The sequence below is a fragment of the Streptomyces sp. NPDC031479 genome, assembly GCF_055581065.1.
Genome location: NZ_JBVIKC010000035.1, coordinates 40,762 through 63,593, shown reverse-complemented (window position 1 = coordinate 63,593; position 22,832 = coordinate 40,762). Strand labels below are relative to the sequence as shown.

Below are 22,832 nucleotides of genomic sequence, written 5' to 3'. Positions count from 1 at the left end.
TGGCCAAAAGACTTCCGGCACGCTGCGACATGTGAAATTTTACATGTCACACATCAGCTGCCCGTGTCCCCAGCACGCGGCACAACGGCCCCGGAGGCCCCCACAGATGCATCCCTTCCGCATATCGAAGGCCGGCGCGCGCAGACTTCCTGCGCTCGGCGCAGCCGTCTTCATTGCGCTCGGCCTGTTCACGCCACCGAGCCAGGCCGCCTCCGTCGGCGCCACGGCCCCTGCCGGTGCGAACGCACGTGGAACCGCGGCCTCCGCGCCGCGGTCGATCCCGGTCCCCAAGTCGCCCGATGCGCTGCGCAACAGCTCGCGCTTCCGGATCTCCTCGCAGGACAGCACCCAGGAGGCCGCCACGGCCCCCGCCCCCACCACCAAGCCCGTCAAGGCCGACAAGGCCGACAAGGCCGACAAGGCCGACCGGCAGTCCTCGGCCGCCGCCGGGGACGAGTGCGGCGACCTCTCCGGCGTGATCAACGCCACGGGCGGCGCGTTGGTCCAGCAGCTCAAGGCCCTCCCCCGGATCGACTGTACGTACCCGCTGTTCAGCCTCACCGGGGAGAACGCGCGGAAGGCCTTCCGTGAGGCCCAGATGGTGACCGTCGCCGACGCGCTGCGCGACGCTTCCGCCACCTACTCGGGCAACAACAGCGCCGCCATCGGGCAGCTGGTGCTGTTCCTGCGCGCCGGCTACTACGTGCAGGACAACCACGCGGACGTCGTCGGCGACTACGGCACGGCGCTGGACGGCTCGGCGCGCGGCGCGCTCGACGCCTTCTTCGCCTCCCCGCGCAGCAAGGACGTCACCGACGCGAACGGCGAGATCCTCAACGAGGTCGTCACGCTGATCGACAGCACCCACGCCGCCGGCCGGTACGCCGGCGTCGTCAAGTGGATGCTCGGCGCCTACGACGGCACGTGGCCCGGCCAGATGAACCTCTCCATGCAGCACGTCGAATGGGTCGTCGAGAACGGCTTCAAGGCCAAGAACGACGCCCGCGGCTGGCGGGCCGCCCTCAAGGCCGACCCCGCCATCCTGGACACCTGGGCCGGCTTCATCACCCGCAACGGCGCGGAGCTGAACCGCCTGGACGTCGTCAGCAACGTCGGCCGCTACCTCGGCTACGCCCTCGACGTCCCCGAGCTGAAGGACCGGGTCCGGCCGCTGCTGAAGGACCTGATCAACCGCTACCCGAACGTCGGCCCCACCGCGCCGATCACGATGAACCTGGGCTGGTACACGCGCCAGTACGACAGGAACAACTGCGCGGCCTACGCCATCTGCGACCTGGGCGAGCGCGTGCTCCCGCTGGTCCTGCCGATCCAGCGCACGTGCACCCCGGGCCTGAAGATCCGCGCCCAGGACATGTCCCCCGGCCAGCTGGACAGCACCTGCACCAGCCTGGTCAACCAGGACGCCTACTTCCACCGGGTCATCGGCGACAAGGGCGCGATCCCCGGTGACGTGAACACCAACCTCGAGGTCGTCGTCTTCGACGACTACACCCAGTACGCGCTGTACGCCTGGGCCATCTACAACATCGACGTCGACAACGGCGGCATGTACGAGGAGGGCAACCCGGCCGCCCCCGGCAACCAGGCCCGCTTCATCGCCCACGAGGCCAGCTGGCTGCGTCCGGACTTCCAGATCTGGAACCTCAACCACGAGTACACGCACTACCTCGACGGCCGCTACAACATGGCCGGCGACTTCGACGCCAGCCTGACCACGCCGACCATCTGGTGGGTCGAGGGCATCGCCGAGAACATCTCGTACGGCTACCGGGGCGTGCGCAACTCCGACGCGATCGCCGAGGCCGCCAAGAACACGTACAAGCTGAGCGACCTGTTCGACACCGTCTACAACCAGGACGGGGACCCCGACGTCAACTCGAACCGGGTCTACCGCTGGGGCTTCCTCGCGGTCCGCTACATGCTCCAGGCGCACCCCGCCGACGTCGAGACCGTGCTGGGCAAGTACCGCGCCGGTGACTGGAACGGTGCCCGCACCTTCCTGAAGCAGACCATCGGCACCGGCTACGACGCCGGCTTCGCCACCTGGCTGTCGACCACCTGCGCGACCAACGACTGCGGCCCGCTGCCGGAGGCCCAGTCCACCCCGCTGTGCACCATCAGCGACGCCCGTCAGTTCGACAAGAACTGCCGCCGGGACAACCTCGCGGCCGCCACCGGCAACTACAGCTACCACTTCCTGTACCTGCCCGCCGGTGTCAAGCAGCTGACCATCACCAGCAGCGGAGGAACCGGCAACGCCGACCTCTACTACGGTGGCAGCACCTGGGCCACCACCGCCAACTACCAGGCGAAGTCCACCAATGCCGGGAACGGCGAGACGCTGACGATCGACAACCCGCCGTCCGGCTGGGTCTACTTCAGCCTCGCCGCCGCGCAGGACTTCAGCGGTGTGAGCGTCTCCACGCAGTCCAAGTGAGCCGGTCCGCCGGGGCCGACCGGCCCCGGCGGACACCGGGTCACCGCCGGCGGGCTTCCTCACAGGGCCCGCCGGCCTCAGCGCGCGATCGGCCGGTGAGCAGGTCGGAGACGGCCGCGATGCCGTCCGTGATGGCCCGTACCCCGACGTTGCCGAAGCCGAGGACGAGTTGCGCGGGCCCGTCGGCACGTGATGCGCGGCAGGTGCTCATGCCGTACAGGCCGACGGACCGGGTGTGGGCCGCGGCGACGACGTGGTGCTCGTCCACGCCGACGGGCAGGTGGGCGACGGCGTGGAATCCGGCCGCGAGGCCGGTGACGGGCACCTCGGGGGCGTGTTCGGTCAGCGCGGCGAGCAGGGCGGTACGGCGGGACGCGTAGGTGGCGCGCATCCGGCGCAGGTGGCGGTCGAAGCGTCCGGACTCGATCAGGCCGGCGAGGGCCAGCTGGTCGAGGGTGGGGGTCCCGCGGTCGCTCCGGTACTTGCGGGCGGTCAGCGGCTCGACCAGCTCGGGCGGGCAGACCATCCAGCCGATCCGCAGGGCGGGCGCCAGGGACTTGCTGACGGTGCCGAGGGAGACGACCCGGTCGGGGGCCAGGCCCTGGAGCGCGCCGACGGGTTCGCGGTCGTACCGGAACTCCGCGTCGTAGTCGTCCTCGATGATGATCGCGTCGCGCCCGCGGGCCCACTCGATCAGGGCCAGCCGGCGCTCCGGGGCCAGCGCGACGCCGGTCGGCCACTGGTGGGCGGGGGTGACGACGACGGCGCGGGCGCCGGTCGCGGCCAGCCTGTCCACGTCGATTCCCCGCTCGTCCACCGGTACGGGGACGGCGCGCAGGCCGGCCGCCGCGGCGGCCCCGCCGATGGTGGCGGGTGAGCCGGGGTCCTCGAAGGCCACCGTCCGCACGCCGGCGTCGGCCAGTACGCCCAGGGCGAGCCCGAGGCCCTGGGCGTAGCCGTTGCACACGACGATGTGCCCGGGTGCGGCCACGGCGGCGCGTACCCGGCGCAGGTACCCGGCCAGGACCTCGCGCAGGACCGCGCTGCCGCGCGGGTCGCCGTAGTCGAACGCGGCGGTCGGCATGGCGCGGGCGGCCTCCCGGGTGGCCCACAGCCAGTCCCGGACCGGGAAGGTGCCCAAGTCCGGTACTCCCCAGCGGAAGTCCGCCACCAGGCGCGGGGCCTCGTTCCGCGGCTGCGGGAGACCGGGCGTCTGCGCGGCTCCCGCCGCCACGCGTGTGGCGGAGCCGGGACGCGTCACCAGGTAGCCCTCGGACTGGAGCTGGGCGTAGCAGTCCTGGACCAGACCGCGCGAGAGACCGAGCGTCCGCGCGAGCTCCCGCGAGGACGGCAGCCGTTCTCCCACGTCCAGGCGCCGGGTGCGGATCGCGTCCCGCAGCCCGTGTTCCAGCTGGGCGCGCAGCGGAAGACCGCTTCCCCGGTCGACGACCAGGAGCAGTTCGGGCGGGGAACTGGACCACTCCAACGGCATGGAACTGGAGCTTACCGGCGATCCGGTAGGCCACTTAGCGTCATGCCGTGACCGAAACACCCAAGGCCGCCGCCCCGCCGCTCGTGGTGCGCCCGCCCCTGCTGACACCTCCGTTGCTGCTGCGCTTCGTCTCCGTGCTGGGCGCCTCCGCCGGCTTCCACCTGCTGCTCTCGGTCGTCCCCACGTACGCGACCCCCGCGGGCGGGGGCGGGGCGGCGGGCCTGGCCACCGGGGCGCTGATGCTGGCGACGGTGGCGGGCGAGTTCGCGACGCCCGCCCTGGTCGACCGCTACGGCTACCGCGTCGTACTGGCCGTCGGCCTGGGCCTGCTGGGCGCGCCGGCCCTGGCGCTGCCCCTCTCCCGGAACCTGTGGTGGATCGTCGCGGTCTGCCTGCTGCGCGGACTGGGCTACGGGTTCACCCTCGTCGCGGGCGGTGCGCTGACGGCGTCGCTCATCCCGGCCGAACGGCGCGGCGAGGGCCTGGCCGTGGTCGGCATCGTCGGAGGGGTGCCCGCGCTGGTGGCGCTGCCGCTCGGGGTGTGGCTGGCCGCGCACGCGGGCTACGGGCCGGTCTTCGCGGTGGGCGCCGCGGCCACGCTCGTGGCGATCCCCTCGGTGGCCGGCCTGCCCGGCCGGGTCGGCGCGTCGGGGCGTGCCGTCGGCATCGCCGAAGGGCTGCGTTCGGTCGGACTGCGGCGCCCGGCCGTGGTCTTCGCGTTCGCGGCCATGGTCTCCGGGATCGTCGTCACCTTCCTGCCGCTCGCCGTGCACGGTGCGGCCACGGGCGCGGTCGCCGTCGCGCTGTTCGTCCAGCCCGCGACGGCCACGGCGGGCCGCTGGCTGGCCGGCAGGCTGGGCGACCGGCGCGGCTCCGCCGGCCTGGTGCTGCCCGGTCTGCTGCTGTCGGCCGTCGGCACGCTGCTGATGGTGCTGACCGCCGAGCCCGTCGCCGTGGTCGTCGCCGCGGCGGTGTTCGGCACCGGTTTCGGCGTCCTCCAGAACGCCACGATCACGGTGATGTACGCACGGGCCCCCACCGGCGGCTACGGCACCGTCAGCGCGTTGTGGAACATCGCCTACGACGTCGGCATGGGCGTCGGTGCCGTGGCCTTCGGATGGCTGGCGGCGGCGACCGGATATCCGTGGGCCTTCGCCCTGACCGGGGTCGCGATGCTGACCGCGGTCGTCCCCGCCGTCCGCGACCGGCGGGCGCGAACCACCACCGCGACCACGGTCTGAGCCGCGGCCCGCGCCTGCCGGTCTCCGCAGCGGTCAGCCGAGGACGGGGACGAGTCCGATGGCGAAGACCGCGTAGAACCCGGCGGCCACCGCCAGCCGGGCCGGAGTCAGCCGGTGCGCACGCATGGTCAGCAGCAGATAGGTGATCGCCGCGATGGTGATGATCCCGGACCACAGCAGGGGGCCGTCGAAGTGCCAGCTGGTGAAGATCAGGCCGATGCCGCTGGGAACGGTGGCCTGGATCATCATCGAGCCGGAGATGTTGGCGAGGGCCAGCTTGGTCTTGCCCTGACGGACCCATATCAGCGCGTTCATGATCTCGGGGAGCTCGGTGGCGATCGGCGAGAGCAGCAGGGCGGTGACCGTCGCCGACAAGCCCAGCATCGGACCGATGGCATCGAGCTGCTTCACGAAGAAGTGCGCGGCGATGAAGATCACGACAAGGGTGGCCAGAGTCTGGACGGCCACGGCCCAGGTGGCCGGAGAGGCCGCCTTGGGCTGGAGCTTCAGCGGCTCCAGTGCTTCGTCCTCATCGGTGTCGTCGTCGGCGCGGCTGCTACGGATCTCGCGCCAGAAGTAGACCGCGTACGCGGCGAAGAACAGCACGCCCAGGGCCGGCTTGAACGCGAAGGCGACCAGACCGAGGGCGACCTTCAGGAAGAAGATGGGCAGGAACCACTTCTGGTCCTTGGCCAGCCGTTCCATGTCCTTCGGGCTGCCGAGCGTCTCGTCGCCCGGCCCGTTACCCGGCCCGTTCTGCGGTGTGCCCGCCGGTACCGGAACCTCCAGGCGCTGCCTGCGGCGCTTGAGGAGCAACATCACGCCGGTCACCCCGTAGGCGATGGTGGCCAGGGCGAGCGGCCCGCCCATCGCGGCGCCGACGCCGGTCTGCTTCGCCTCGTCGGTGGCGCCGGTGGTCACCGCGACCAGCGTCACCACCGATTCGGGCAGAGCGGTACCGAAGGCGGCCAGGATGGTGCCGACCGCCATCTTTCCGACGTTGAGGCGCTCGCCCAGCCACTCCACGGCATTGACGAACCACTCACAGGAGAGGTAGATCGCCCCCGCACACACGATGAGCAGTACGAAATGGATCACAGGAACCGTCCGGATTTCCCGCACCGACGGGCATCGAGGACGACCAGCGCGGGGGGGCGGCGGCAGCTTCGACCCCGCCGACGCGCATCTGATGTCGTCGACAATGGGCCGAAGGTCTCGCCCACCCGCATCCCCATCGGGCGCGGGCCCGGCCACCGGGAACCCGGAGGTTCCAGTGTGTCGACGACCGGTATTGCGGGGCTACTCCCCTTCGCAGTGGCCCAGTGTAGCCGCATGCGGTGACGGAGCCGCCCCCGGCCCCCCTCGCACCTGGTCCGACGACCGGTGAAGGCGGGTTCTCTGGGTCTCAGCTGGCCTCCGACAGAAAGGCTCCGACCTCGGCGGCGAACCGCTCCGGAGCGTCGTGGTGCACGACGTGACCGGCCGGCAGCTCGACGAGGCGGGTCCGCCGGCCGCGGCGGGCGACCATGTCCCGGGCGTGATCCGCCGTCAACTCGTCGCTCTCCGTTCCATGGACCAGCAGGGTGGGGCAGGACACCGCCGTCCAGTCGTCCCAGTGATCACCGTTGAGCGCCTTCTGGGAGGCGACGGTGTCGTCGATCCCGAAGGAGAAGCCCCAGCCCCGGTCGCCCTGCCTGAACGAGCACTCCAGATAGGGCGCCGCCGCGCCGAGGGCGGAGACCAGCGCCACGCGGGACGGTGCGGTGGGGGGAAGGCGCGTGGTGAACGACCAGTCGCAGTGGACTGCCGCGCCTATGTCCTCCACGATCAGCCCACTGACCCTGTCCGGGTGCCGGGCGGCGAACTGGTAGGCGTTCACCCCGCCCAGGGAGTGCCCCAGCACCGGCACCGGCCCGGCCCCCAGGTGCCGGTGGAGGGCGACGACATCGGATACGTAGTCGTCCCTCCCGTAGGCGGGGGCGCGGTCGGATTCTCCGTGTCCGCGCTGGTCGAGCGCGATCACCCGCCACCGTGGCGCCAACGCCTCCGCGAGCGGGGCGAACGCCGACGCCTCGTTGTAGTGCCCGTGCAGGGCCAGCAGCGGTCTCCCCGGACCACCGAAGTCCAGGTACGACAGCTTCCGCCCGTCCGCCGTGAAGTACTCGCGCATGACGTGGATCATAGGAGCCGGCACCGACAGCCCCCCGCCCGGCAGTGGCCCGTGAACGGCCCGTCCGCCCGACGCGGACCCCCTCACCCGGAAGAGCCCGGCCCGGTGTCAGATCGGGTCCGGGATGGCCGCGGCCGGGGAGCGGGGGCCGTCCAGGGTGGCGGGGAGTTCCGCCCTGCGGCGTATGCCCAGTTTTCGGTAGCTGCTCGTCAGGTGCGTCTCCACGGTGCGGCGGGCCAGGTGCAGCAGGTCGGCGATCTCGGTGTTCGTCCGCCCCGCCGCGGCCAGTTCCGCGATGCGGCGCTCGCTGGCGGTCAGGGCCCCCGAGCCGGTCCGGGCCGCGGCCGGGACCCGGGCGCCGCCCTCGCGCAGGGCCTGCTCGGCCAGGGCGAGCAGCCTCAGGCCGCCCTTGCGTTCCGCCAGGTCCGCCGCCTCGCGCAGCCGGTCCCGGGCGCGTGCGCGTTCGCCGGCGGCGAGCAGCTGACGGCCGTGGGCGAGGAGGGCCTCGACCAGTTCCATGCCGGCGTCGGCGGGCGCGTCCCTGAGGGTGTCGACCGCCTCCTCGGCGAGGTGCAGTCCGCGGCGGCCGCCGGTCGCGCTGCCGAGGACGCGCAGTGCGCGACCCACCGTGCGCGGGGTGTTCCACACCCGGGCCAGCCGCAGTTCCTCGGTGGCCAGCGCGAGGGCCTCCTGGCCGCCGCCGAGTGCGAGGCGGCACTGGGCGACCGCCGTCCGCCAGGGGGTGACGACCGGGCTGAGCACCTCCCGGGCCGTCTGGCGGCGGCCGCACTCCAGGAAGTCGTGGAGCGCGCCCGCCGGGTCTCCGGCGGCGAGGCGCTGCACTCCCCGCGCGTAGAGGAAACGGTTCAGCTGCCATGATTCCGGGGCCCGGCTCAGGTCGAAGGCGTCGGCGAGCCGTCCGGCCTCCTCGGAGCGCCCCGCGTGTACCAGTGCCATCAGTACGTGGGCGTCCCGGTTGGAGGGTCCGCTCTGGGCGCGCGCCGCGACGGCCGCTCCGTCGCCGCGCACGGAGATCAGCCGGGCGACGTCGCCGCGGGCCGCGGCGATGTCGGCACGGGTGTTGAGCAGCGCGTCCTCCATGGGGTGGAGCAGGGCCGGGTGCCGGCAGCCGGCCAGACCGCGGTCCACGAGCCGCTCGGCCTCGTCGAGTTCGTCGGCCCACTCGGCGACCGCCGCCGCCGTTCCCAGCAGGAACGGCTCGGCCAGCGGGTCGGAGGGCTTGGCGAGCAGGGCCCGTACGCGGATCATGGCCTCGCCCGCCGAGATCAGGCCGGCCGTGGCCTCGTACCGCACCAGCAGGGCCCGGCTGGCGGTGCCGACGAGTTCCGGCGCGTGCCGGCCGCTCTCGGAAAGCCTGCGGTAGGTCTCCTGACGGGTGGCGAGGTCGGCGTCGGACAGCAGGGCGGTGGCGGTCCGCACGGTGCGGGTGAGTCCCGGATGTCCGTCCAGGCTGCCCTCCGTGCGCCGCAGCACCTCCAGCGCGGTGGTGACCTCGCCGCGGCCGACCAGGGCGGTGCCGAGGGCGACGGCCGCGCGCACCCGGTCGCGGGGGGCGGCGTGCAGGTGCTGTGCCTCCGCCAGGCGTGCGATGCCCACCGCGCCGTCGGCCGAGGCGTACTCCAGCGAGCCCAGCTCGGTCAGCAGTTGCTGGCGCCGGCCGTCGGAGAGCGGTTCGTCCAGGGCGCGGCGCAGATAGCGGGCGGCGGCGCCGGGGCGGGCGTCGTGCACCGCGACCGTCGCCGCGTCGCGCAGCACGCGCAGGGCCCAGGGCAGGCCGACGCCCGGCGCGCGCAGCAGATGGGCGGCGACCGCCTCGACGCGTTCGCCGCGCCGCAGGATCGCCTCCGCGGCCACCAGGTGCGCCGCCCCGCGCCGGGCCGTCGGCCAGCCGGTCAGCACGGCGTCCCGCAGGAGCCGGTGGGCGAAGCGGGGCCGGCCGGCGGAGTCCGGGCGCAGGAGTCCGATGCGGGTCATCGCGGTGAGCCAGCCCGTGACCCGTGCGGGATCCGCACCGGCCGCCTCGGCCAGCGTCCCGGCCACGTCCGGACCCACCGGGTCGGCCGTGCCGCCCCCGGTCCACTGTTGCGGTGCCTCCCGGGTGCCCTGCGCCCCTGCTGTCTCCGACGTCTCCTCTGCCTCTTGTGTCTCTTGTACCTCTTGTACCTCTTGTGTCCCTTCCGACTCCTGCGGCCAGGCCTCCTCCAGTGCCGCGAGGCACCGGGCCACATCGGACGTCGCCGCACCCGCGCTGTTCAGCCACCACGAGACCGCCGCCGGATAGCTCCCGGGGTACAGCGCGGCGCAGGTGTCCGGCAGCGGCGGAGCCGCGTCCGCCGCCGCGGGGCCGGCCGGCCGCGGACCGCCGAGGTCGTCGAGCAGGGCGTGCAGGAGCATCGGGTTGCCCGTCCCCGCCCGTACGCACTCCGCCGTCCATTCGGGTCCGGCCGCCGGGAACGCGGCGCGGACGAGCTCCGCGGCGGCCGTGTCACCGAGCGGGGCGATGGTGTGGGTGCGGACGAGGGAGGGGGGCAGGGATTGGGCGAGCCCCGCGCCCCGTGGGTCGATGTCGTACTGGCTGCGTTCGCTCGCCACGAGCAGCACCGGTAATCGGTCGATGCGGCGCACCGCCTCCCGCAGCCAGCGGAGTGACGGGGCGTCGGCCAGGTGGACGTCGTCGACCGCCAGCAGCAGCGGACCCTCGGCCGCGTACGCGTACAGCAGCCGCCACAGCCGGGCGGCGCTCCCCCGGTCGTCGGGGTCGGGTACGAGGTCGGTGAAGTCCGGCACGGGTGCCAGGAGTTGCAGAACCGTGGAGAACGGCACACCACTGTCCTCCGGCGAGCACCGGGTCCGCAGCACCCGCAGGCCGCGCCCCGCGGCGTCATGTACGGCGTCCTCCAGCATGGAGGTCCGGCCGGTGCCGGTGGCTCCCTGGAGCAGCACCAGGCCGCCGGACCCGGCGCGGGCCCGCTCCGTCTCGGCCGCGAGCAGCTCCCGGGCACCGTCGCGTTCGCGGAGCGGTCCTGTCATCGGTGCCTCCCGTGGTGAATGGTGTGCTTCCCGCCGGTGGAGACGCCGGAATCCGTGTCGCGGTCCTGTGAAGTGGCGTACCTCACTGTCGGCCCCGGACCCCTGCCCCGATGCCGATGGGACCCGTCGTGAACTGCGCGAACGCGCGCGGAGGCGGACCCGCCTCGTGGTGTTCGCCGCGACGGTCTCGTGGTGCGGCTCGTGGTGCTCCACGATTGCGGTCCCGGCGGTGCCCGCAGAAGGGTTGAAGGTGCTCATCCGCTACCGGCCCGCCTCGCGCGTCGGCCGCTGAACAGGGGAAACGCTTGCTCAACTCACCCCCGACCATGACCACGTCCTCTCCGGGCACGGGCCCGAACGCCGGTTCCGTGGACCGGCGCGTCCCCGTGGCGGTGTGCGCCGCGGACCCGATCAGCCACGAGGGCGCGGTCGGCCAGTTGCGCAGACACCCGGAGATCGAGCTGCGCGAGGAGTCCGGTCCGGGCACGGTGGCCCTGCTCGTGGAGGACGCGCTCGACGAGGCAGCGCTGACCCGGCTGCGCCGGATCGTGCGCAGCGAGGGGGCGCGCGCCGTGCTCGTGGTGACCTCCATGCGGGAGAACGAGCTGCTGGACGTGGTGGAGTGCGGTGTCGGCACGATCGTCTGGCGCCACGAGGCCACCGCCGAGCGGCTGGTGCAGGCGGTGCTGGCGGCGTCCCGCGGTGACGGCGATCTGCCCGCCGATCTGCTCGGCCGGCTCATCCAGCAGGTGGGCACGCTGCACCGGGGTGCGGCGGGCCGGACCGGGCCGCCGACCCTCGGGCTCACCCCGCGTGAGGTGGACGTCCTGCGTCTGATCTCCGAGGGCCTCGACACCGGTGAGATCGCGGGCAAGCTCTCCTACTCCGAACGGACCGTCAAGAACGTCATGCACGGGCTCACCACGCGGCTCCACCTGCGCAATCGCGCGCACGCCGTGGCTTTTGCCCTGAGGGAAGGCTACATCTGACCGTCCGGGCAGCCGGAGGCGGCCCGGCGTGTCCGCCGGGGCAGCGCGGACTGCCCGGCGGCCGTCCCCCGTGCCCCTGCGGCCCGGGCGGGCTCCCGGGGGACGATCGGCGGCGGACGACGTGCCGGGCGGAATCGGCCGTGCGGGCAGAGCGGGAGCGCAGGCGTGATCCACGAGGTGGACGAGGTACTCAAGAGCCTGCTGGGCGGCGGGGCGTTGACGGGGTCGGGAATCGAGGTGTCCTTCGAGGCACCGACCCGTGACTGGGCGGCCCGGCGCAACGCCCCTGTGGTCAACACGTATCTGTACGACATCCGGGAGGACGTGGCCCGGCGTCAGCGCGGCCACGTCGCGGTGCGCGACGAGCGCGACGTGGTCGTGCGGCGGAGCCAGCCGCCGCGCTGGTTCCGGCTGTCGTACCTGGTGACGGCGTGGACGAAGACCCCGCAGGACGAGCACCGGCTGCTCTCCGCCGTGCTCGCGACGCTGCTGCCCCGTGAGGTGCTGCCCCCGGAGGAACTTCCGGGCTCCCTGCGCGCGCTGGGCCTCTCCGTGCCGCTGACGGTGGCCGGCATCCAGACGGAGTCGCGGTCGCTCGCCGAGATCTGGTCCGCTCTGGGCGGCGAGCTGAAGCCCTCTCTCGACCTGGTGGTGACCGCGCCCTTCCCGGCCTTCCCGGAGTACGACGCGGGGCCGCCGGTCACCGAGGGCGCGACCGTCCGGGTGGGCGGTGTGGACGGCGACCCGGCGGCGTCCGGGGGGCGTTCGCACCGTCCCCACCAGGTGGCGGCCGCCCGGGCGGCACGGGCCGCCCGTAAGAACGCCGCCTCCCGCCAGGAGACGCAGGCCGGATCCGGCGGCCCGGAGGAGCGATGAGCGCCCCGTACGCCGTCTCGGCAGCTGATCCGCTGACGGCCGGCGCCGAGGCACCGCCCGGCGGCGCCGACGGCCCCGCCCGCGCGTTGCTCGCCCGCCTCGACGGGCTGCGCGGGCGGGTCTCGGCGCTGGCCGAACGGCGGGCGGCCGGCGATCCCACCGCCGACGACCCCCTGCGCGGCCTCTACCTTTCCGAGGAGGCGGTGCGCCATCTCCTCGGCACCTGGCCCACGTCGACGGGCGGCGGGACCGAATCCCGGCCTGCCGGCCCCGGCTCCGGCACCGGTCGGGCCGTCGACGAGGAGCCCGCTCCCGGCCCCGACGACCGGCTGGCCCGGCTGGCCGCACGTTCGGGACTGACTTCGCTCGACGTCGCCGTCCTGCTCGTCGCCCTCGCTCCCGACGTCGACCGGACCTTCGAACCGCTCTACGGCTACCTCAACGACGACGTGAGCAGGCGCCGGGCCACCGTCGGCCTCGCCCTCGACCTGTGCGGGGTGCCCGCGCAGTCCGCCGCGGCCCGGGCCCGGCTGCACGTCCGCGCGCCCCTCGCCGCCCTCGGCCTGCTGGAGGTCGACGAGCCCGAACGCCCCTTCCTGACGCGTTCGCTGCGCGTGCCCGACCGGCTGGTCGGGCACCTCCTCGGCGACGACACCCCGGACGCCGCGCTGCTCGCGCTGCTGCGCCCGATGCCGGAACCCCTGCCGTCCGACACGGCCGCCGATCAGTTCACCCACCGGCTCGCGGATTTGCTGGCGTCCGGCCCCGCCATCGTCTACCTGCGGGAACAGCGCGAGGGTGACGGCCTGGCCGTGTACGCCGAGGCCCTGCGCGCCGCGGGCCTGGAGGGGATGTGCTGCGACCTGCGCGACGAGCACGTCGCCGGGTTGCTGCGCGAGGCCCGTCTGAGCGGCCGGGCCGTCGTCGTGCCGGCCCTGCCCGAGCGGCCCGGCCCGCTGGTGCGGGCGCTCGTCGCCGCGCCGGACGTGACCGTGCTGCTGGCCGACCCCCGCCCGTACGACCCGTACTGGTGTCCCGAGGACCCGCTGGTCCTGGACGCGCCGGGCCGCCGGGACGGCGGGACGGCCGCCTGGCGGGCCGTGCTGGGCGCGGAGGCCGACGGCTTCGACCTGGCCACGACGGTCGCCCCGTACCGCCTGGGCGGGGACCGCGTGCGGCGGGCGGCGCGGGCCGCGCGGGCGCTGGCCGCCTTCGACGGCGGTCCGGTCACCGCCGCCCATGTGCGGCGCGCGGCGCGCCGGCAGTCGGCCTCGGGGCTGGAGAGCCATACCCGGCGCATCCGGCCGGCCGTGGGCTGGGGGGACCTGGTCCTGCCCGAAGGGCCCCTGGGGCAGCTGCGCGAACTGGCCCTGCGGGCCCGCCACCGCGACCGGGTGCTCGGCGACTGGCGGCTCAGCGCAGGCGGCGGGCGCGGCCGGGGCGTCCTCGGCCTGTTCGCCGGGGAGTCCGGTACCGGAAAGACGCTGTCGGCGGAGGTCGTCGCGGCCGACCTCGGTCTCGACCTGTACGTGGTCCAGCTGTCGTCGGTCGTGGACAAGTACGTCGGCGAGACCGAGAAGAACCTGGAGCGGATCTTCACGGAGGCGGACCGCACCGACGCGGTCCTGCTCTTCGACGAGGCCGACGCCGTCTTCGGCAAGCGCTCCGAGGTCAAGGACGCCCACGACCGCTACGCCAACATGGAGAGCTCCTACCTGCTCCAGCGGCTGGAGTCGTTCGACGGCATCGCGCTGCTCACCACCAACCTCCGCGCGAACATCGACGCGGCGTTCACCCGGCGGCTGGACCTGGTGGTCGACTTCCCGTTCCCGGACGCCGGACAGCGCCTCGCGCTGTGGCGGCACGGGCTGGCACACGTACCGTCCGCCGACGGCATCGACGCGGCCCCACTGGCCCGTGACTTCGAGCTGGCGGGCGGTTCCATCCGCGGCGCGGTGGTCACGGCCGCCTATCTCGCCGCCGGGCGCGGCAGCGAGGTGACCGCCGACGACCTGCTGGAGGGCGCTCGGCGGGAGTACCGCAAGGCGGGGCGGCTGGTGCCGGGCGAGGGCGGCTGGTGATCCGGCGGCCGGCCCTCCGCGGCGTCCCGGCGGGGCGGTCACCGGTCCCGGCCGCCGCGTGCCTCAGTCGTTCTTGGGGTGGACGATCTTCCACTCCTGGTTGCCGGTGTTGCTGCAGTCGGAGATGTTCAGCCGGTCCCCGACGATCGCCCCGCCGTTCACGTTCAGGCACCTGCCGTTGCTGGCGTAGTTGCGGATCCAGTAGTCGCCGTTGTCCTGCGGGTCGATCCACCACAGCTGGTTGTCGGCGGTGGTGCCGTCGCAGTGGAACTCGCCGATGCCGGTGCCCACGGGCCGGCCGCCGTACTCGCCGAGGTCCATGCAGAACTGGTCCTTGACGTTGCGGATCTGGAAGAGCGGCGTGCCGCCGGGGCCGAGCTTCGGGTACTTCACCTCAAGGTTCCACAGCTGGTTGTCCGAGGCGGTGCCGGCGCAGCCGGCCTGCTGGACGGCCATGTTGACCTGGCCCTTGTCGTTGCCCGGCAGATCGGCGCACATGCGGGTGGCGGAGTTGCGCAGCAGGACCTTCTCGGCGGGCACGACGGGCGGCGGTCCCTCGGGCTCCGGGGACTGCCCGCCCCCACCCCCGCCACCGCCGTCGTCCTCGGGCTTCTCGCTCTGCTGCGGTTCGGGTTCGGCGCCGGGCGACGGCGGCGGGGGTGGCGCGGAGAGGGGCGGGGTGGTGGGCAGAACGGCGCCGGCCTGCTCGGGGACCTCGGTGGCCTCGGTGCGGACCTGCGGCTTGTAGGAGATCCAGATCATCACGAACGCGATGCCCAGGGCGAGGAGGAGCCCGAAGAAGGTGGCCAGCCAGCGCGGGAGGAAGCCGCGCTGGACGTAGGTCCCCTCGACCTCCAGCGGCTCGGTGCCGGAGCGGCGCACCGTGAGGGTGTAGGGCCGTTCTTCCTTGGAGCCGAACCAGATGATCTGCCGGGGGCGCAGGGTCGTGTCGACGAACGCGGCCCGTCCGGGGTCGATCTGGACGTTCCCGGGGCGGAGTTCGTACGCGAGGTGGTCCCCGTTGTCGCCGCCCGTGACCGACGCCGTCACCTTGGTGTTGCCGAGGTTGTCCACCGCCAGTCTCGGGCGTCCGCGCAGGCGGCCCTTGACGGTCGGCGGCACGAGTTCCGCGCGCACCTCGGCGAACGGGGTGATCGTCAGGTTCCCCTCCGGAACCGTCACGGCCTCGGGGTGCTCGGTCGGCGTGATCCGCACCGCGTACGGGTTGGGCCCGGCCGTGGCGTCGGGGGTCCGGGGCGGCGCGAACGTCAGCTCGACCGTCCCCGTGGTGCCCGGGTACAACCGCAGGGTCGTCGGCTCCACCGTCGTCCAGGGCGCCACGTCGCCGACGGGCTCGAAGCGGTATTCGTCCACCACGTCGCCGGTGTTGCGCACGCGCAGACGCACCCGCGTACTGCTCCCGGGGTCGACGGTGACGGAGGAGGGTTCCAGGGAAGTCCAAAGGCTCACCCCGGCACGCTAGTTCCGCCGGGGCTCGCGGACAGGAGCCCCCGGGGCAGGGTGCGTTGCCCCGGGATCCCGCCGGTTGCCCGGACGCGCGGGCCGTGCGGCCCGTGGCAGCCGGGACGGTCCCCGCCGCCCCCGCCGCCGGGTGCCCGGGATCTGCCCCTCCAGGCAGCGGAGGGGGCAAGGAGAGTGCCCCCGTCCGGGTACCGGGGGACGTTTCGACGGGCGCCGCGCGCGCTCAAGGTGGGGGTGTCCTGTCTCGAATCCGAGGAGAGCAGAGCATGCCGTCCTATCTGTCGCCCGGCGTCTACGTCGAGGAGGTGGCGAGCGGTTCCCGCCCGATCGAGGGGGTCGGCACATCGGTGGCCGCCTTCGTCGGTCTGGCGCCGACCGGCCCGCTGAACGAGCCGACGCTGGTGACCAACTGGACCCAGTACGTCGCGGCCTTCGGCGACTTCACCGACGGCTACTACCTCGCGCACTCCGTCTACGGGTTCTTCAACAACGGTGGCTCGGCGGCGTACGTCGTGCGCGTCGGCGGCTCCGCCGGGGACGCGGCGGGCCGGGGGGAGGCCGCCGGACCCGCCGCGGTCACCGGCGGCTCCGCACCGGCCGCGCTGCCCCCCGCCGAGCCCCGCCCGCTCGGTACCTTCGCCGTGGCGGCCATCGCGGAGGGCCTCGGCGGCCCGCTGTCCGTCGAGGTCTCCGACGCCGAGGGCGAGGGACCCGCCGAGCGCTTCAAGCTGGTCGTCAAGGACGGCGACAAGCCGGTCGAGTCCTTCGACGTGACCGCGAAGAAGGGCAGCCGTTCCTACGTCGTCACGCAGGTCAAGGAGCGTTCCAAGCTCATCGCCGTGACCGAGGCCGCGCCGTCCGCGCAGCTGGCCCGTCCGGAGAACCAGACCGTGACGCTGCCCGCGCCGGCGCCCGCGCCCGTCGAGCCGGCCGCACCGGCCGGCCGTACCGCGGGCTCCCACCCCGGCCCGGCGCAGTACCTCGGCGACTCCGCCGACCGTACGGGTTTCGGCGGCCTGGAGGCCGTCGACGAGATCTCCATGGTCGCCGTGCCCGACCTGATGGCCGCCTACCAGCGCGGCGCGATCGACCTGGAGGCCGTCAAGGCGGTCCAGCTCGGTCTGATCGCGCACTGCGAGCTGATGGGCGACCGGGTCGCGATCATCGATCCGCCTCCGGGCATGAACGCCCGTGACATCCGGGTCTGGCGCCAGGAGACGGCCAACTACGACTCCAAGTACGCGGCCCTCTACTACCCCTGGATCAAGTCCTTCGATCCGGCGACCGGGCAGTCGCGCCTGGTCCCGCCAAGCGGCCACGTCGCCGGCATCTGGGCCCGCAACGACTCCGAGCGCGGTGTGCACAAGGCCCCTGCCAACGAGGTCGTCCGTGGGGCCGTGGACCTCGAACTGCAGATCACCCGCGGCGAGCAGGACCTGCTCAACCCGATCGGGGTGAACTGCATCCGGGCCTTCCCCGGCCGTGGCATCCGCATCTGGGGCGCCCGCACCCTCTCCTCCGACCCGGCGTGGCGCTACCTGAACATCCGCCGGTACTTCAACTATCTGGAGGAGTCGATCCTGATCGGCACCCAGTGGGTGGTGTTCGAACCGAACGACCACAACCTCTGGGCGCGCATCCGCCGCAACGTCTCCGCGTTCCTGGTCAACGAGTGGCGCGGCGGAGCCCTGTTCGGGCAGAGCCCGGAGCAGGCGTATTACGTCAAGTGCGACGAGGAGACGAACCCGGCGGAGTCGGTCGACCTCGGCCGGGTCATCTGCGAGATCGGCATCGCGCCGGTCAAGCCCGCCGAGTTCGTGATCTTCCGGCTGGCGCAGTTCTCCAGCGGCAACGGGGAGCTGGAGGAGTAACCGGGCGCCGCGGAGCCCTCCTCCGCGCCCGTCACCTCTCCGTGCCCCCCTCTTCAGAAGGACAGCGAACACATGAGCCTCCAGCCGGGTGACGCCCTCACGTCACACAACTTCGGCCTCCAGATCGACGGAGTGATGGTCGAGTACCTCGCCGAGGTCAGCGGTCTCACCCTCGAACAGGACGTCATCACCTACCAGCAGAACAGCGCGCAGGGCCGGCCCGAGGTGGCGCTGCTGCCGGGGGTGCAGAAGAACGGCCAGTGCACGGTCGTGCGCGGCATGACCCAGTCGACGTCGTTCACGCAGTGGATCAACGACTCGATCCGCGGCCAGATGAGTACGGCCCGCAAGAACGCCTCCATCATCATGATGGACTACCAGGACAACCCGGTGAAGCGCTACAACCTGCGCAACGCCTGGTGCAGCAAGATCGAGACGAGCACGGTGAAGGCTGGTGAGGCGGCGGCGCTGACCGAGACCGTCACCATCGTGTTCGAAGAACTGGTCATCGAATAATGCGGCGTTCGGTCGGGACCGCGCCGCGGACCGCGGCGGCGGAGGCGGGGCTCCCCCACTCCGCTCCCGCCGCCGCACCGGACCACGCCCCCGCCGGCCCTCCGGCCCACCCGGTGCCACGGCAGTCGCTGCGCACCGAGTTCCCCTTCGAGCTGCCGCGCGGGTACGTCGACGACGCGGGCACGGTGCACCGTGACGGTGTCATGCGGCTGTCCACGGCGCGCGACGAGCTGGTCCCGCTGCGGGACGTGCGCGTGCAGGAGAACCCGGCGTACCTCTCGGTGGTACTGCTGGGCCGGGTCATCACCCGGCTGGGCACCCTCCCGATGGTGCACGACGGGATCGTGGAGAACATGTTCGCCTCCGACCTGGCGTTCCTCCAGGACTTCTACCGCCAGATCAACGCGGAGGGCCACACTCGGGCGGCCGTGCAGTGCCCGCACTGCGCGGAGCCCTTCGAGGTGGAACTCGGCGGGAGCCGCCTGGGGGAATCGTGACGTACGCGACCGACCGGCTGCACGAGGAGATCGCGTACGTCGCCTACCACTTCCACTGGGGCCTGGACGCGATCCTCGACCTGGAGCACCAGGACCGGCGCCGGTACACCGAGCAGATCGCGTCCCTCGTGACGCGCGGCGCGACGGAGGGCTGAGCGGGTGGCATTCCTGGACCGGCTGCGGGGGCGACGCGCCGACGACGGCGGAACGGCGTCCGGCGGCTCCCCGGCTCGCGGCGCCCGCGGCACGGGGACCACGGAGATCACCGAGACCGCCGGGACCGCCTCGCGTACGGCTCCCGCGGCCGCCGCGGCCCCGGTGGCCGTCGCCGCCTGGGTCGGTCTGCCTCCGCTGCGGCGGACGGCGGCCGACGGACCGGCGGGCGTGGCGGACACCGCATTCGGCGGGCGACTGCCGACCTGGCAGAACCCGTCGTTCACCCGGGGGTCCTCCCCCGCGGTCCTGGACCCGTCGGCGGGCGGCAGCCTGCTCTCGGGAGCGCCGGCCGAGTCCGCCGGCCCGGTCCCGGGACTCGAACGGCCGGCCCCGGCACTGCCGTCGGGCCGTTCGGCCGGCGCACCCGCCGTGCAACGCATGCCGGTGGCGCCGCTCCGGGTGGTCCCCGCACGGACGCCGTCCCCCACGGCGACCGGAACCCCCTCGGTCCGCGCGGGAGCCCTGACCGCCAGGTCCGTGCCGACGGCGTCCGTGGCCCCGTCGCCTGCGGTGCCGCGCTCGCACGGCGACCGGCCGGCCCCGGCGCGGACGGGGACTCGGGCGCCCGGCCAGACGTCGGCGGCGGCGCGGGAGCAGGCCCCGGCACCGGCCCCGGCGCGGACGGCGTCGGCGTCGGCGTCGGCGTCGGCGTCGGCGTCGGCGTCGGCGAACCGTGGCGTCCGGGTGACGCCCGTGCCTCCGGCTCCGCCCCGCACACGGCAGCCCCTGACCAAGGCGCCGGCCACGCCCGCGGCCGACCGGCGAGCCCTGCCCGCGACGCGCCGGACCACCCCTCCGGTGCCGACGGCGACGGCGACGGCGACCGGCCTCACGTCCCCGTCGGCCGATGGCCGCCCGGGTGGCGCCGGCCCGTCCGCCGCCTCCCCGGGCTCCCTGCCCCCTGTGCAGCGGGCTGCCACTGACCGCCCTGACGGGGCAGCCGCCTCCGGGGACGCTCCGTCCCCGGCCACGCCCGCTGCCCCGTCGTCGTCCTCCGCCGCCGACTCCGCCGTTCCGGCCCCGTCCCCTTCCCTGCCGGACCGGCCGGTGCAGGGCAGCCCGGTACGGAGCGCCCCGCCCCGCCCCTCTTCCGCGCAGGGCGCGGCTCCGGCCGCCAGGCGTAAGGGGCTTGGCGCACCGGTGCAGCGAGAGGCGGTACGCCGCCCCGAGGGCTCGGCGCCCCGCACCGACGTACCCCGCGCGTCCGCGGTCCCGGGCGTGCGCGGCACGTCCGGCACGCCGGACGGGTCGGACACCCGAGGGTCGTCGGCATCCGAGGCCGTGTCCACCGCGCGGCCCACGACGCCACGGCGGGGCATGCCGCCCGCCGCGACGGCGCCACGTGCGGGCTCACCCGAGGACGCGCCCACGCGAGCGTCCGCCGCCGCGCCCGCACCGCGGACGCTCCGGCGCGACGGACCGACCGGCCCCCGCGAGACAGGCACGAACCCGTCCGGCGCGGGAGAGGGGTCGCCCGCGCCCGATGCCTCCGCCCCCACGCGGAAGGCGGCACCGGCCTCCCCGGCACCGACGTCCACCGCGAGCGCGGCGGCACGGGCCTCCGGGAGCGGTGCGCCCGTGCAGCGAGCGGTGCCCCGGCCCGGAGCGACGCCGCCCGCACCGGCGGACGGCCGGCGCTCCTCCGCGCTGTCCGACGGCACGGCCACCGGGCCCTCCCTACAGGAGGCCGTCCGACCCCACACGCCCCCGCCCGGGCCCACGCCCACCCGCAGCGGTGCCCCGGCGGCATACGCCCCTGCCCCGCAGGCACGCCCCACCGTCCGCTCCGACCGGCCGACGGCCGTACCGGGCGACGCTCCACGGACCGCCGCGGCACCGGCACCGGCACCCGCACCCGCACCCGCACCCGCACCCGCACCAACATCGGCATCGGCATCGGCATCGGCATCGGCATCGGCATCGGCATCGGCACAGACTCCGCACACCACGCCCCGGTCCGAAGCTCCCACGCCGACGCCCGTTGCCGGCACCGCCCCCGTCCGGCGTGCCGCGGCCCCGGCCGCACCGGGAGCGGCATCACCTGCCGGACCCGTGCCCGCCGGTCCGCACGCCGACCGGCCCGCCGCCCCCTCCATCCCGCAGCGGGCGGCCCGCCGGGAACAGTCGCGGGCCGGCCAGAGCGCCGCTGCCGCGCCGGCCGCCCGTCCGGGCACGGCGACGCCCCCGGTGCAACGTTCCACGCCCCGCACGCCCGCGCCCGCCCACGCGGCGGTGCCGATCGTCGGCCACGACCCCGCGGCCGTACCCCCGTCGGCCCCGGGCCGTACGAAGTCTCGGCACGGACCCGTTGCCCCGGGCCCCGCGCCGGAGGACCGGACCCCGACCACGGTCCCCCGCCCCCTTGACCCCGCCCCGCCCGGCTCCACGCCCGTGGACCCGGTGCAGCGCAGTGCCGCGCCTCGACGTGCGGGGCTCGGTGCGCCCCTGTCTCCCCCGGCGCACCCCGCTCCCCGGCCCGGGGCCGTGGTGCCGACGTCCCCGGTGCCCCGCCCCGCCCCGGGCCCGGCGACCGGCCGCACGTCCGACTCCCCGGGCCCCTCCGCTCCCGTGCCGGCGGCCACACGACGGTTCCTTCCGCTCGGCGCCCCGTCCACGGGTACGCCCGCCCCGACTGCGCCGGTCGCCGCGCCGGAGCAGCACGGTCCCCGTGCCGGTGCTTCCGCACCCCCGCCGGTCCAGCGGGCCTCGGCACCGGCCACGCCTGCCACACCCGCCACACCGGCCACACCCTCCGCGGCCCTCCCCCCGACGCCGCCCGCACCGGCCGCTCCCCGTAGGGCCGAGGTACTCCCCGTCCAACGGGCCTTCCCCGTCCGGGGCGTTCCCCTGCGCCGGCGCGCCGCGCCCGGCGCGGGCGCCGTGGCGCGCGGCCCGCTCCCCGTGGCGCCGCTGAGTCCGCCGCCCGTGGCCGCACCTCCGGCGCTGCCCGCGGTCCCCGCGGCCGGAGCACGGTCCGGGGGGGCGACGCCGTCCGGGCCCACGGTCCAGCGCCTCCCCTCCTTCGGCTCCGGCTCCGGCTCCGGCTCCGGCCGGTCCCTCGGCGCGCTCGCGGCCGCCGCGTCGGCCACCGTGGCCTCGACGCTGGGGCACTTCCGGCCGTCGTCGCAGCAGGCGCCGCCGGCCGAACCGCCGCCACCGTACGAGCCTCCGGCGGCGCACGGAGCGTCCCCGCCCGAGTACACCGCCGTCCCCGTCGGCGCGTTCGATCCGCGCGAGCTGACCGAGTTCCAGCTGGACGAGCTGGTGCACCGGATCATCGACCGGGTCACCCGCCTCGTCCGCACCGAACTGCGCATGGACCGCGAGCGGATCGGCAGGCTCCGCGATCCGCGCGCCTGACGGACCCACCGGGACCTCCCGGTCCCGCACCGACCGCCTGTGATCGGTGACCGTGCCCACCGCCGCCCCCTCACCACGACAGAAAGGGCCACCTCGGATGCCCCGCCAGGACCCCGGGTCCACCATCTGGTTCACCCTCACCATCGACGGCGAGAGCCTCGGGCACTTCAACGGGTGCGAGGGCCTGTCGTCGCAGGTGGAGGTCGAGCAGCGTCAGGAGGGCGGCAACAACGGCTTCGTGTGGCACCTGCCCACCCGGGTCACGTTCTCCACCATCCGGCTCACCCGGCCGCTCACACCGGACACCGCGAAGGTCGCCAAGTGGATCTCGTCGGTGCAGACGGGGATCAAGCGGCCCACCGCCCAGATCGCGGCGCTTCGGGCCGACGGGTCGCTGGTGGCCCGCTGGGGGCTCATCGACGTCCTGCCCGTGAGCTGGCAGGGCCCCACCCTCGATCCCGCGAGCTCCGCCGTGGCCACGGAGGTCCTGGAGATCGCCCACCACGGGTTCACGGACTGACGGCGCGAGAGA

At 74.3% G+C, this 22,832-nt stretch carries 16 protein-coding genes; 11 read left to right on the top strand and 5 right to left on the bottom strand.

Annotated features, from left to right (window positions below; translation table 11 throughout):
* Nucleotides 1-106: 106 nt before the first annotated feature.
* The gene (locus ACZ5D2_RS29860) at nt 107-2,458 is read left to right on the top strand and encodes a M9 family metallopeptidase (RefSeq protein WP_468933593.1); all 2,352 of its coding nucleotides are present in this window, start codon (nt 107-109) and stop codon (nt 2,456-2,458) included.
* Nucleotides 2,459-2,498: 40 nt separating this feature from the next.
* Here the strand turns inward: ACZ5D2_RS29860 and pdxR are convergent, their stop codons facing one another.
* Nucleotides 2,499-3,950: a MocR-like pyridoxine biosynthesis transcription factor PdxR gene (gene pdxR, locus ACZ5D2_RS29855; protein ID WP_468933590.1), complete on the bottom strand. Its 1,452-nt coding sequence runs from the start codon at nt 3,948-3,950 to the stop codon at nt 2,499-2,501.
* Nucleotides 3,951-3,997: 47 nt separating this feature from the next.
* Between pdxR and ACZ5D2_RS29850 the strand changes: the two genes are divergently transcribed.
* Nucleotides 3,998-5,191 carry an MFS transporter gene (locus ACZ5D2_RS29850; RefSeq protein ID WP_468933587.1) on the top strand — a complete coding sequence of 398 codons (1,194 nt, stop codon included), beginning with the start codon at nt 3,998-4,000 and terminating at the stop codon, nt 5,189-5,191.
* A gap of 33 nt (nt 5,192-5,224) precedes the next feature.
* On the opposite strand, the gene ACZ5D2_RS29845 is transcribed toward ACZ5D2_RS29850, so the two are convergent.
* The 3 genes from ACZ5D2_RS29845 to ACZ5D2_RS29835 all read right to left on the bottom strand — a co-directional run bounded on the left by ACZ5D2_RS29845 (nt 5,225) and on the right by ACZ5D2_RS29835 (nt 10,412).
* A complete protein-coding gene (locus ACZ5D2_RS29845; RefSeq protein ID WP_371680742.1) occupies nt 5,225-6,289 on the bottom strand; it encodes a sodium:calcium antiporter in 1,065 nt (354 codons plus the stop codon).
* 307 nt (nt 6,290-6,596) lie between these two features.
* On the bottom strand, nt 6,597-7,361 hold the full coding sequence (locus ACZ5D2_RS29840) for an alpha/beta fold hydrolase (RefSeq protein WP_468933583.1): 765 nt from the start codon (nt 7,359-7,361) through the stop codon (nt 6,597-6,599).
* 108 nt (nt 7,362-7,469) lie between these two features.
* The gene (locus tag ACZ5D2_RS29835) at nt 7,470-10,412 is read right to left on the bottom strand and encodes an AAA family ATPase (protein ID WP_468933580.1); all 2,943 of its coding nucleotides are present in this window, start codon (nt 10,410-10,412) and stop codon (nt 7,470-7,472) included.
* A 326-nt stretch (nt 10,413-10,738) separates the two neighbouring features.
* On the opposite strand from ACZ5D2_RS29835, the gene ACZ5D2_RS29830 reads away from it, so the two are divergent.
* The 3 genes from ACZ5D2_RS29830 (at nt 10,739) to ACZ5D2_RS29820 (ending at nt 14,358) form a co-directional block, all read left to right on the top strand.
* Nucleotides 10,739-11,401 carry a helix-turn-helix transcriptional regulator gene (locus ACZ5D2_RS29830; protein WP_371680738.1) on the top strand — a complete coding sequence of 221 codons (663 nt, stop codon included), beginning with the start codon at nt 10,739-10,741 and terminating at the stop codon, nt 11,399-11,401.
* Between the two features lie 165 nt (nt 11,402-11,566).
* Nucleotides 11,567-12,277, top strand: coding sequence for a Pvc16 family protein (locus ACZ5D2_RS29825; RefSeq protein WP_468933577.1), 711 nt, complete (start codon nt 11,567-11,569; stop codon nt 12,275-12,277).
* Nucleotides 12,274-14,358 (top strand): ATP-binding protein, encoded by a 2,085-nt coding sequence (locus tag ACZ5D2_RS29820; RefSeq protein ID WP_468933574.1) that lies wholly within the window; start codon nt 12,274-12,276, stop codon nt 14,356-14,358. Before ACZ5D2_RS29825 ends, ACZ5D2_RS29820 begins: the two co-directional genes overlap by 4 nt.
* Nucleotides 14,359-14,421: 63 nt before the next feature.
* Here ACZ5D2_RS29820 and ACZ5D2_RS29815 read toward each other — a convergent pair whose 3' ends face one another.
* Nucleotides 14,422-15,828, bottom strand: coding sequence for an RICIN domain-containing protein (locus ACZ5D2_RS29815; RefSeq protein WP_468933572.1), 1,407 nt, complete (start codon nt 15,826-15,828; stop codon nt 14,422-14,424).
* 278 nt (nt 15,829-16,106) lie between these two features.
* On the opposite strand from ACZ5D2_RS29815, the gene ACZ5D2_RS29810 reads away from it, so the two are divergent.
* The 6 genes from ACZ5D2_RS29810 to ACZ5D2_RS29785 all read left to right on the top strand — a co-directional run bounded on the left by ACZ5D2_RS29810 (nt 16,107) and on the right by ACZ5D2_RS29785 (nt 22,820).
* Nucleotides 16,107-17,711 carry a phage tail sheath subtilisin-like domain-containing protein gene (locus tag ACZ5D2_RS29810; protein ID WP_371680734.1) on the top strand — a complete coding sequence of 535 codons (1,605 nt, stop codon included), beginning with the start codon at nt 16,107-16,109 and terminating at the stop codon, nt 17,709-17,711.
* Between the two features lie 72 nt (nt 17,712-17,783).
* The gene (locus ACZ5D2_RS29805) at nt 17,784-18,227 is read left to right on the top strand and encodes a phage tail protein (protein ID WP_266844631.1); all 444 of its coding nucleotides are present in this window, start codon (nt 17,784-17,786) and stop codon (nt 18,225-18,227) included.
* Nucleotides 18,227-18,724 (top strand): hypothetical protein, encoded by a 498-nt coding sequence (locus ACZ5D2_RS29800; RefSeq protein ID WP_468933569.1) that lies wholly within the window; start codon nt 18,227-18,229, stop codon nt 18,722-18,724. Before ACZ5D2_RS29805 ends, ACZ5D2_RS29800 begins: the two co-directional genes overlap by 1 nt.
* Nucleotides 18,721-18,879 carry a DUF6760 family protein gene (locus ACZ5D2_RS29795; RefSeq protein ID WP_187743631.1) on the top strand — a complete coding sequence of 53 codons (159 nt, stop codon included), beginning with the start codon at nt 18,721-18,723 and terminating at the stop codon, nt 18,877-18,879. Before ACZ5D2_RS29800 ends, ACZ5D2_RS29795 begins: the two co-directional genes overlap by 4 nt.
* Before the next feature lie 2,986 nt (nt 18,880-21,865).
* Nucleotides 21,866-22,300, top strand: coding sequence for an extensin (locus ACZ5D2_RS29790; protein ID WP_468933566.1), 435 nt, complete (start codon nt 21,866-21,868; stop codon nt 22,298-22,300).
* Nucleotides 22,301-22,397: 97 nt separating this feature from the next.
* On the top strand, nt 22,398-22,820 hold the full coding sequence (locus ACZ5D2_RS29785; protein WP_371680730.1) for a phage tail protein: 423 nt from the start codon (nt 22,398-22,400) through the stop codon (nt 22,818-22,820).
* Nucleotides 22,821-22,832: the final 12 nt, after the last annotated feature.